Origin of the sequence: Algoriphagus sediminis, from assembly GCF_030403435.1 — a bacterium.
GTDB classification, from domain to species: domain Bacteria; phylum Bacteroidota; class Bacteroidia; order Cytophagales; family Cyclobacteriaceae; genus Algoriphagus; species Algoriphagus sediminis.
Map to the genome: position 1 here is coordinate 1 of NZ_JAUEPH010000019.1, position 1,142 is coordinate 1,142.

Consider the following 1,142-nt stretch of genomic DNA (forward strand, 5'->3'; position numbering starts at 1 on the left):
GTGATTGATTGTGAAGGGGCAGTGGTGACGGACAGCTACCTGGCGACCTTACAGGATAAGACGCAGAACCTCCAGGTACCAACGGACAGAAAAGGAACCGGAGAGCTGACTGCCCAACTGGAGCCGGATAGTGACTTTGGGATTACGATCAGTAAGCCGGGTTACTTTACGCTGACAGACGAAAGCATAACGACGAAAGGTTTTGAAGGGGATACGGTAAGAAGAGAGTATACGCTGACCCCGATTCCATATCAGCTTCCGGTGTATGTGGACATTGTGTACTATGATCTGGATAAGTTTGTGATCCGGGAAGATGCGAAGGAAGCGCTGGATAAACTGGGAGAGATGATGAACAAGTACAGCTTCCTGGACCTGTTGGTGGGATCACATACCGACTCCAGAGCGAGTGATGAGTACAACATTACCTTGAGTAACAACAGAGCGAAGGCAGTGAGCGATTACCTGGCCCAGTATGGGATCAGTGCAGACCGCATCCGCCTGGAATGGTTTGGAGAGTCTGAGTTGATCAATGACTGTGGCAACGGAGTTCCTTGTGCAGAGTCAGAGCATCAGCTGAACAGACGAAGTGAATTGGTATTGGAAGCCTTCCCTGACCCGACCAAACAGTATGATATTCCACAGGAGCTGCTGGATCAGAACTTCTGTGATCCTGAGCAGATCTTTGAGGCCTTACAGGAAGAGTTGAGAGCGATCCCGACGATCTACTTTGACTTTGACAAGAGCATGCTGAGATCGGTACACAAGAAGGAGCTGGAGAGAACAGCGATTATGCTGAACAGAATGCCGAATCTGATGCTGTACATCGAAGGACATACCGACCAGAGAGGAAGTGATGAGTATAACCAGAGCCTGTCGGAGAGAAGAGCCGAGGTGGTGAAGGAGTACTTGAGAGCCAGAGGAGTGGAAGACGGCAGAATGGAAGACACCTGGTTTGGAGAGACCCGACCGGTGAATGACTGCAGTACAGGCAACTGTACCGAGGCGATGCATCAGCTGAACAGACGAACCGAATTGAGAGTAGGGAAGTCAAGCTTCAGCTACACAGGTCGAAAGAAGAAAGTGGATACGATGGAAGAGGAGTAATCCTCAGCCAAGAATAATTCAAGACTTAACATAACACA

1 protein-coding gene is annotated in these 1,142 nt (G+C 49.6%); it reads left to right on the forward strand.

The window, feature by feature from the left end; genetic code table 11:
- Positions 1-1,104: OmpA family protein (locus QVH07_RS17655; protein ID WP_290003149.1), on the forward strand; the 1,104-nt coding region annotated here is incomplete at its 5' end.
- Positions 1,105-1,142 lie beyond the last annotated feature (38 nt).